This is a genomic window from Staphylococcus sp. GDH8C109P (assembly GCF_017893405.1).
Taxonomy (GTDB): Bacteria; Bacillota; Bacilli; order Staphylococcales; family Staphylococcaceae; genus Staphylococcus; species Staphylococcus cohnii.
Genome location: NZ_JAESMX010000022.1, coordinates 98,489 through 108,382 on the forward strand (window position 1 = coordinate 98,489; position 9,894 = coordinate 108,382).

Below are 9,894 nucleotides of genomic sequence, written 5' to 3' on the forward strand. Positions count from 1 at the left end.
TGAGTATGATGTCTAAACAAACTGAAATACTTGAATATGAAAAATCAGAAAATTTAGATTATTTTGAAACAGCAGAAGCAATTGAACCCGAAGTAGAATTAGAAAAAGAAACTATTGATGAAATGAAATCTGGTTCAGAATTATTAGTAGATTCACTTGTAAATGAGGATGTAGATTTTATATTTGGTTATCCTGGTGGTGCTGTACTTCCACTATATGACACATTTTATGATGGGAAAATTAAACATATTCTAGCAAGACATGAACAAGGCGCTTCACATGCTGCTGAAGGTTATGCCCGAGTTTCTGGAAAAACTGGTGTTGTTGTCGTTACAAGTGGACCAGGAGCAACCAATGCCATCACTGGTATTGCAGATGCTTATAGTGATTCATTACCACTTGTCGTTATCACAGGTCAAGTTGCAACAGCTGGTATTGGTAAAGATGCTTTCCAAGAAGCAGACTTGCTTTCAATGACCACGCCAATAACTAAACATAACTATCAGATTAAAAATGTAAATGAAATTCCAAAAATAATCCACGAGGCATTTCACGTAGCTAACACAGGAAGAAAAGGACCAGTAGTTATTGACTTCCCCAAAGATATGGGAATCTTATCTACTAACGCAGAAATTTCAAACGAATTGAATCTACCTGGCTATTCAGTTCCTAATCAACCAGACAAAACAGAAATTCAAAAATTACGTGATTATTTAAAAACTTCTAAAAAGCCAGTTGTTTTATCAGGAGCTGGTATAAATCACGCTAAAGCAAATAAAGTTTTCACTGAATTTGTTACCCGACATCAATTGCCTGTAGTTAGCACTTTATTAGGCTTAGGTGCCATACCATATGAAAACCCCCTATTTTTAGGTATGGGAGGTATGCACGGATCGTATGCAAGCAATATGGCATTAACAGAGTGCGATTTACTCATTAACTTTGGTAGTCGTTTTGATGACAGACTTGCTAGTAAGCCTGATGAATTTGCACCTAATGCAAAAATTGTTCATATCGATATTGATCCATCAGAAATTAATAAAATAATCAAGGTTGATTTAGGCATCATTGCAGATTGTAAAGCAACATTAGAAGCTTTACTTGAATTCGATAGCTATTCAATCAACCATGATGACTGGTTAGAAAAATGCTTTAACAATAAAGCAGAACAACCTTTTGCATACAGTGAAGACCCTGATGGTACGTTTTCAAAACCACAACGCACAATTGAGTATATAGGAGAAATTACACAAGGTGATGCAGTAGTTACTACTGATGTCGGCCAACATCAAATGTGGGTTGCCCAGTACTATCCATTTAAAAATCATGGTCAATTAGTTACGAGTGGCGGCTTAGGAACAATGGGATTTGGCATACCTGCAGCAATCGGTGCAAAGCTAGCTCAACCTGATAAAACAGTTGTAGCTTTTGTAGGCGATGGCGGTTTCCAAATGACCAATCAAGAATTAGCAATACTAGAAGAATACGGTTTAGATATAAAAGTTGTAATTATAAATAATGGTACGTTAGGTATGGTTAAACAATGGCAAGATAAATTCTTTAACAAACGTTTCTCTCATTCTGTATTTAATGGACAACCTGATTTCTTAAAATTAGGTGAAGCATACAATGTTAAAGGGTTCCTTATTGATGATCCAACACATTTAGAAGAACAACTAGATGCTGCTTTCAAACATGATGGTCCTGCATTAATTGATGTTCGTATCTCACCTATCGAACCAGTTAATCCAATGGTTCCTAGCGGTAAAGCTAATTATGAGATGGAGGGATTATTATGAGACGCACATTTAGAACAAGAGTTTTAGATAAAGCTGGTACTTTAAATAGATTAACGAGCATCTTTGTTCGTAGACAATTTAATATTGTCACATTATCAGTTACACCTACTAGAGAAGATGGCGTTTCTAACATCACATTCGTAGCAGAAATTCCAGATTCAGATGTTCTAAGAAATCTAATTAGTCAATTGGAAAAACAAATAAACATCATTGATGTAGAAGATATCACTGATACTAACACATACAACAGAGAATTGGTGCTTGTGAAATTAAAAACACCAAACAACCATCAAGACTTACAAAAAGTAATTAAACCTTATGATGCGCTAGTCTCTATTTTAAAAAATGAAGATCCTTATACCTATCTACAAGCATCAGGTCCACAATATACAATGGATAATTTATTAGACGATCTATCATCATATAACATTGAACAAGTTTCAAGAACTGGTTCAGCCGGTTTAGTTTAAAACACAAGTTATCAAACTATAATTTAAAAACATGGAGGATTTTATTATGACAACAGTTTATTATGACCAATCAGTAACGAAAGATGCATTACAAGGTAAAAAAGTAGCTATCATTGGGTATGGTTCACAAGGACATGCCCATGCTCAAAACTTAAAAGATAACGGCTATGACGTGATTATTGGCATCAGACCAGGGCGTTCTTTTGATAAAGCAAAAGATGATGGTTTCGAAGTATATCCTGTAAATGAAGCAGCAAAACAAGCTGATGTCATCATGGTATTATTACCAGATGAAATTCAAGGACAAGTATATAAAGAAGAAATTGAGCCTAATTTAGAACCAAATAATGCACTTGTTTTCGCACATGGATTTAATATTCACTTTAATGTTATTCAACCACCTGAAACAGTAGATGTATTCTTAGTAGCACCAAAAGGACCTGGACATTTAGTTAGACGTACCTTTACTGAAGGAAGCGCTGTACCTGCCCTATTTGCAGTTGAACAAGATGCTAGCGGGGAAGCTACTGATTTAGCGTTAAGTTATGCAAAAGGCATTGGCGCAACACGTGCTGGCGTATTAGAAACATCATTTAAAGAAGAAACAGAAACTGACTTATTCGGTGAACAAGCTGTACTTTGTGGTGGTACAACAAAACTAATTCAATCTGGTTTTGAAACTTTAGTTGAAGCTGGTTATCAACCAGAAATTGCTTACTTCGAAGTATTACATGAAATGAAATTAATTGTTGATTTAATGTATGAAGGTGGCATGGAAAACATGCGTTATTCTATCTCAAATACAGCTGAATTTGGTGATTATGTATCAGGACCACGTGTAATCACTCCAGATGTTAAAGATAATATGAAAGCAGTACTTAATGATATCCAACAAGGAAACTTCAGTGATCGTTTCATCAAAGATAATGAAAATAATTTTGAAGAATTCCATAAACTACGTGAAGAACAACATGGACATCAAATTGAAGCGGTAGGTAGAGACTTACGTGAAATGATGCCGTTCATTAAATCCAAGAGTATTGAAAAATAACTAGTTATATGATGAGGTCTGAAGAATCAAGCGAAGTCCCCTTTTATTTTAAGGATAAGTTAAGATTCTTCAGCCGACACATCATATTTAACTAAAATCTATTTATTAGGAGATGTTTAAAATGACTAGCCATATTCAAATTTTTGATACAACACTAAGAGACGGAGAACAAACGCCAAGCGTAAACTTTTCATTCGATGAACGCTTGAAAATTGCAAAGCAACTTGAAAAATGGGGCGTTGATATCATCGAAGCTGGTTTTCCTGCTTCAAGTTCAGGTAGCTTTAAATCTGTGGAAGCTATTTCTAAAGCATTAACAACTACTGCTGTTTGTGGCTTAGCACGCTGTGTAAAAAAAGATATTGACGCAGTGTACCAATCAACAAAAGAGGCTGTAAAACCTAGAATACATGTGTTTTTAGCGACGAGCCCTATACATCGTGACTCAAAACTCATGATGTCTAAAGAAGAAGTGTTAACATCAATCAAAGAGCATGTTGCTTATGCTACAGAGTATTTTGACGTAGTTCAATTTTCACCAGAAGATGCTACAAGAACAGAACTGCCCTTCTTAATCGAATGTGTGCAAACTGCAGTTGATGCGGGAGCAAGTGTAATCAATATACCTGATACTGTTGGATTTAGCTATCCTACAGAATATGGCAAAATTTTCAAAACACTCCAAGAAAACGTTAAAACGAATCACGAAGTTATTTATAGTGCACACTGTCACGATGACTTAGGCTTGGCAGTTGCAAATAGTATGGCCGCAATTGAAAATGGCGCAAAACGCATTGAAGGCACCTTAAATGGTATTGGCGAACGTGCAGGTAACACAGCTCTTGAGGAAGTTGCACTTGGCCTATACGTTCGACAAGATCATTATGGTAATCAATCACAAATAAATCTTGAAGAAACTAAAAATACCTCTGATTTAATAGCACGATATGCAGGTATACGAGTCCCAAGAAACAAGGCTATTGTCGGACAAAATGCATTTAGTCACGAATCAGGTATTCATCAAGATGGTGTTCTTAAAAACCCTGAAACCTATGAGATTATGACACCTCAATTAGTAGGCGTCAAAACAACTGAACTACCACTTGGTAAATTATCTGGAAAACATGCCTTTTCAGAAAAGTTAGTTGCGTTGGGATATGATGTAGATTCAGAAGAACAAAAGGAACTATTTAAACAATTTAAAGCAATCGCTGATAAGAAAAAAGCAGTTACTGACAGAGATATACATGCGCTCATTCAAGGTACTGAACACGAACAAAATGCCATCTATAAAGTAGAGGCACTACAACTACAATTCGTTTCAAATGGACTACAAAGTGCTGTCGTAGTTATTCAAGATAAGGACGGAAATACGTATCAAGACTCAAGTATTGGTACTGGCTCAATTGTTTCTGTATACAATGCAGTAGATCGAATTTTCGATCGCAAAACTGAACTTATAGATTATCGCATTGAATCTGTAACTGAAGGTACTGATGCACAAGCAGAAGTTCACGTGCAAATTAAAATAGGATATCAAATTGTTACTGGTGTAGGTATTGACCATGACATCTTGTTAGCATCATGTAAATCTTATGTTGAAGCACATGCTAAATACGTTTCTAATTCAGAAGTGAAAGAAGGTATTCACTCATGAGTTATAAGATTGTAGCACTTCCCGGGGATGGGATTGGGCCTGAAATTTTAAATGGCTCACTAGAAATTCTTTCACAACTAAGTGACATCTATAATTTTAACTATGAAATAGAAACGCATGATTTTGGCGGTATCGCAATTGATAATCATGGTACGCCACTACCAGATACGACGCTAAACGCTTGTAAACAAGCCGATGCAATTCTATTGGGTGCTGTTGGTGGCCCAAAATGGACAGATCCCAATAATAGACCTGAACAAGGTCTATTAGGTATTCGGAAAGCATTAGGTCTATTTGCTAATATTCGCCCCACTATTGTAACAACTGGTACTAGTCATTTATCACCTATTAAAAAAGAACGTGTAGCTGGTACAGATTTTATTTTAGTGAGAGAGTTAACAGGTGGTATTTACTTTGGCGAACCCAAACATTGGAATGAAGATCAAGCTTTAGATTCCTTAACATATACACGTACAGAAATAGAACGAATTGCAAGGGTTGCTTTTGATTTAGCTCAAAATCGTCATAAAAAATTAACTTCTGTAGATAAGGAAAATGTACTATCTTCCAGTAAATTATGGAGAAAAGTTATAAATGATGTATCTAATGAATATCCAGAGGTTGAGGTTAATCATTTACTTGTAGATGCTTGCGCAATGCACATCATTACAAATCCTTCTCAATTTGACGTCATTGTAACTGAAAATTTATTTGGAGATATTTTAAGTGATGAGGCATCTGTAATTCCTGGTTCACTCGGTCTTTCGCCATCAGCGAGTTTTAGTGAAAAAGGACCAAGACTCTATGAACCAATTCATGGTTCTGCACCAGATATTGCAAATAAAGATATTGCAAATCCATTTGGCATGCTTTTATCAGTGGTTATGTGTTTAAGAGAAAGTCTTGATGCCCCTGAAGCAGCTCAAAAGTTAGAATCAGTCATATATCAACTTATCGAAGATGAAAAAACGACTCAAGATCTCAATGGCAATTATAAAACAACAGATATTTTTAAATTCATTAAACAAAATCTTTAAAAAGGAGGAGATGTCATATGGGTAAAACACTATTTGACAAAGTTTGGAATAAGCATGTCTTAACTGGTAAAGAAGGTGACCCACAATTATTATATATAGACCTACATCTTATACACGAAGTCACATCTCCTCAAGCTTTTGAAGGGCTCAGACTACAAAATAGAAAGTTGCGCAGACCAGATTTAACATATGCCACACTAGATCATAACGTCCCTACGATTGATATTTTTAATATCAAAGATGAAATTGCTAATAAACAAATAACAACTCTTCAAAAAAATGCAAAAGAATTTGATGTGCATATTTTTGATATGGGGTCTGATGAACAAGGCATTGTGCATATGGTCGGCCCTGAAACCGGACTTACACAACCTGGAAAAACAATCGTATGTGGAGACTCACATACTGCCACTCACGGTGCTTTTGGTGCAATTGCATTTGGTATTGGAACGAGTGAAGTAGAACATGTTTTTGCAACACAAACATTATGGCAAACAAAGCCTAAAAATTTAAAAATTGATGTAACTGGTAAATTACCTACAGGTGTATATGCAAAAGATATTATCTTACATCTTATTAACCAACATGGTGTTGACTTTGGTACTGGATATGCACTTGAGTTTTCTGGGGAAACCATAAGTAGTCTATCAATGGAAGCGAGAATGACTATTTGTAATATGGCAATCGAAGCAGGTGCAAAATATGGCATGATGGCTCCTGATGAAACTACATTTGAATATGTTAAAGGAAGACCCTATGCAACAAACTATGCATACTCTGTAGACGAATGGCGTGAATTATACACAGATGAAGATGCAAATTTTGATAAAATCATACATCTATATGTATCTGATTTAGAACCACAAGTTACTTGGGGTACTAGCCCTGAAATGGGTGTTAGCTTTAATACACCATTTCCCGAAATCAATGATGTGAATGATGAACGTGCCTACAACTATATGGGGTTAAAACCAGGCCAAAAGGCAGAAGACATTGATTTAGGTTATGTATTTTTAGGTTCTTGTACGAACGCACGACTATCTGATCTAATAGAAGCGAGCCATATTGTAAAAGGAAATCAAGTGCATCCTAATATTACAGCAATCGTTGTTCCGGGGTCTAGAACTGTAAAGATAGAAGCAGAAAAACTAGGTCTTGATAAAGTATTTAAAAATGCTGGATTTGAATGGAGAGAACCTGGTTGTTCGATGTGTCTTGGTATGAATCCAGATCAAGTACCTGCTGGTGTGCATTGTGCATCAACAAGTAATCGTAATTTTGAAGGACGTCAAGGCAAAGGCGCACGAACACATCTAGTCTCCCCTGCTATGGCAGCTGCTGCCGCCATTAACGGCAAGTTTGTAGACGTAAGAAAGGTGGTTGTATAATATGGAAATTCAACCAATCACAACCTATACTGGTAAAGTTGTGCCACTGTTTCATGATAATATAGATACTGACCAAATCATTCCAAAAGTACACCTAAAACGAATTTCTAAATCTGGTTTTGGGCCTTTTGCCTTTGATGAATGGCGCTACTTAGAAGATGGATCCGACAATCCAGATTTCAATCCAAATAAACCAGAATACCAAGATGCCACTATTTTAGTAACGGGTGATAATTTTGGTTGTGGCTCGAGCCGCGAACATGCAGCTTGGGCAATTAAAGATTATGGGTTTGATATTATAATTGCTGGCAGTTATAGCGATATATTTTATATGAATTGTACTAAAAATGCGATGTTACCTATCGTATTAAATGCAGATGAGCGTCAATATATTGCCAATGCAGGCAAAGTCACTGTTGACTTACCTAATCAAACAGTAACTGCAAATAATAAATCATTCCACTTTGACATTGATGGAACGTGGAAAAATAAACTTGTTAATGGACTTGATGATGTTGCGGTAACACTACAATACGAAGATGAAATTCAAGCATATGAAACGTCAAAAACTTTTTAACGAAACTTAAATAAAGGTGTGAAATTTATGGCTGTTAAAACAACTGTTTCTTCAAAAGATATAGATGAAGCTTTCTTACAATTGAAAGATGTTGTTAAAGAAACTCCTTTGCAAAAGGATCATTACTTATCGCATAAATATGATTGTGATGTCTATTTAAAAAGAGAGGACTTACAATGGGTTAGATCATTTAAATTAAGAGGTGCTTATAACGCAATTATAGCGTTAAATGAAAGTGATAGACAAAACGGTATTACATGTGCAAGCGCAGGTAACCATGCACAAGGTGTTGCATACACGGCTAACAAACTTAATTTAAATGCTGTTATATTTATGCCTGTGACTACGCCTCTTCAAAAAATAAATCAAGTGAAATTTTTTGGTGGAAGTAACGCTGAAGTCGTACTCACCGGTGATACATTTGATGATTGTCTAAAAGAGGCGCTCACATATACACAAGATCATAAAATGAATTTCATCGATCCATTTAATAATATTTATACAATCGCTGGCCAGGGTACACTAGCTAAAGAAATTTTAGAACAATCTAAAGAGGATAACGTACAATTTGATTATTTATTTGCAGCTATAGGCGGTGGTGGATTAATTTCAGGGGTAGGTACTTACTTTAAAGAACATTCACCACAAACTTCTATCATTGGCGTAGAACCTGCTGGTGCTAGTAGTATGTATGCTTCTGTTGTGCTAGAAAATCAAATTGTGACTTTACCTGAAATTGATAAATTTGTGGATGGTGCATCTGTAGCAAAAGTCGGTGAAATCACATATGATATTGCCAAAAATGTAGTTGATGACTACGTACAAGTACATGAAGGTGCTGTATGTTCAACAATCTTAGACATGTATTCTAAACAAGCAATTATTGCTGAACCTGCTGGTGCTTTGAGTGTTTCAGCATTAGAACAATATCGTTCAGAAATTAAAGGTAAGACAGTTGTTTGTGTCGTAAGTGGTGGTAATAATGATATTAACCGAATGAAAGAAATCGAAGAACGTTCTTTATTATTTGAAGAAATGAAACATTATTTCATTCTCAACTTTCCACAAAGACCTGGTGCATTAAGAGAATTTGTAAATGATGTGCTTGGACCAAAAGATGATATTACTAAATTTGAGTATCTTAAAAAAAGTTCTCAAAATACAGGGACTGTTATCATCGGTATACAATTAAATAATCATCAAGATTTAGATAACTTAAAGTCAAATGTAGATGAATTTGATCCTTCAAATATCTACATTAATGAGAATAAAATGCTTTATTCACTATTAATTTAAAAAGTCTAGCGTAAGCTAGACTTTTTATTTTACGTTCAATGCGTATTTAACATTTTCAATCTATTGTTCGAATAGTACTTTCGCATGAGCATTTCCTCATGCAATATATTTACGTTTTTCCTCCTACTCTAACGGAACGTAAGTCACCTACCTTCGGCGCTAAGGACCTTTCCTGACTTCAGACAAGCGCTCGTAAAGCACCACTCTCAATTTATTGAGATAGCGGTACTTATGCATGAGTTTTAGCTCATGCATTCCTTTTACTATTTCGCGCTTTCCTCACTCACTTACCACTTGTAAGCTCGTTTCGTCTTTCGCTCACTTCGTCAGCTTCAAACGCTTTCTTTTGTCAGTTTACAGTTCTTCGAACTGGAAGTTAAGCTCCTTTTTGGTAAAAAAAAGAGACCCTTTCGGGTCTTATTTGCCTGGCAACGTCCTACTCTTGCGGAACGTAAGTCAGCTACCTTCGGCGCTAAGGACCTTTCCTGACTTCAGACAAGCGCTCGCATCTTTTCTCAGTTTCGCGCTTTCCTCACTCACTTACCACTTGTAAGCTCGTTTCGTCTTTCGCTCACTTCGTCAGCTTCAAACGCTTTCCTTTGTCAGTTTACAGTTCTTC

8 protein-coding genes are annotated in these 9,894 nt (G+C 35.9%); all 8 read left to right on the plus strand.

Annotated elements, in window-relative coordinates:
* Positions 1-8: 8 nt before the first annotated feature.
* The 8 genes from ilvB to ilvA all read left to right on the plus strand — a co-directional run bounded on the left by ilvB (position 9) and on the right by ilvA (position 9,275).
* Positions 9-1,799: a biosynthetic-type acetolactate synthase large subunit gene (ilvB, locus tag KA867_RS11765; RefSeq protein WP_210138147.1), complete on the plus strand. Its 1,791-nt coding sequence runs from the start codon at positions 9-11 to the stop codon at positions 1,797-1,799.
* Positions 1,796-2,269, plus strand: a complete 474-nt coding sequence (gene ilvN / locus KA867_RS11770; protein WP_210138148.1) for an acetolactate synthase small subunit — start codon at positions 1,796-1,798, stop codon at positions 2,267-2,269. Before ilvB ends, ilvN begins: the two co-directional genes overlap by 4 nt.
* Positions 2,270-2,315: 46 nt before the next feature.
* On the plus strand, positions 2,316-3,320 hold the full coding sequence (ilvC, locus tag KA867_RS11775) for a ketol-acid reductoisomerase (protein WP_210138149.1): 1,005 nt from the start codon (positions 2,316-2,318) through the stop codon (positions 3,318-3,320).
* Positions 3,321-3,441: 121 nt separating this feature from the next.
* Positions 3,442-4,977, plus strand: coding sequence for a 2-isopropylmalate synthase (locus KA867_RS11780; RefSeq protein WP_210138150.1), 1,536 nt, complete (start codon positions 3,442-3,444; stop codon positions 4,975-4,977).
* Complete coding sequence (leuB, locus tag KA867_RS11785; protein ID WP_210138151.1) at positions 4,974-6,014, plus strand: 3-isopropylmalate dehydrogenase; 1,041 nt, start codon at positions 4,974-4,976, stop codon at positions 6,012-6,014. The genes KA867_RS11780 and leuB overlap by 4 nt, the downstream gene beginning before the upstream one ends.
* Before the next feature lie 17 nt (positions 6,015-6,031).
* Positions 6,032-7,402: a 3-isopropylmalate dehydratase large subunit gene (gene leuC, locus KA867_RS11790; RefSeq protein ID WP_210138152.1), complete on the plus strand. Its 1,371-nt coding sequence runs from the start codon at positions 6,032-6,034 to the stop codon at positions 7,400-7,402.
* A 1-nt stretch (position 7,403) separates the two neighbouring features.
* Positions 7,404-7,979, plus strand: coding sequence for a 3-isopropylmalate dehydratase small subunit (leuD, locus tag KA867_RS11795; protein ID WP_019469534.1), 576 nt, complete (start codon positions 7,404-7,406; stop codon positions 7,977-7,979).
* A gap of 27 nt (positions 7,980-8,006) precedes the next feature.
* Entirely contained in the window at positions 8,007-9,275 is a 1,269-nt protein-coding gene (ilvA, locus tag KA867_RS11800) for a threonine ammonia-lyase IlvA (protein WP_210138153.1), read from the plus strand.
* Positions 9,276-9,894: the final 619 nt, after the last annotated feature.

What these genes read in the sequence shown, in the direction of transcription:
- ilvN (WP_210138148.1), top strand. Translation starts at nt 1,796, where the DNA reads ATGAGACGCACATTTAGAACAAGAGTTTTAGATAAAGCTGGTACTTTA.
- leuB (WP_210138151.1), top strand. Translation starts at nt 4,974, where the DNA reads ATGAGTTATAAGATTGTAGCACTTCCCGGGGATGGGATTGGGCCTGAA.
- leuD (WP_019469534.1), top strand. Translation starts at nt 7,404, where the DNA reads ATGGAAATTCAACCAATCACAACCTATACTGGTAAAGTTGTGCCACTG.
- ilvB (WP_210138147.1), top strand. Translation starts at nt 9, where the DNA reads ATGTCTAAACAAACTGAAATACTTGAATATGAAAAATCAGAAAATTTA.
- leuC (WP_210138152.1), top strand. Translation starts at nt 6,032, where the DNA reads ATGGGTAAAACACTATTTGACAAAGTTTGGAATAAGCATGTCTTAACT.
- KA867_RS11780 (WP_210138150.1), top strand. Translation starts at nt 3,442, where the DNA reads ATGACTAGCCATATTCAAATTTTTGATACAACACTAAGAGACGGAGAA.
- ilvC (WP_210138149.1), top strand. Translation starts at nt 2,316, where the DNA reads ATGACAACAGTTTATTATGACCAATCAGTAACGAAAGATGCATTACAA.
- ilvA (WP_210138153.1), top strand. Translation starts at nt 8,007, where the DNA reads ATGGCTGTTAAAACAACTGTTTCTTCAAAAGATATAGATGAAGCTTTC.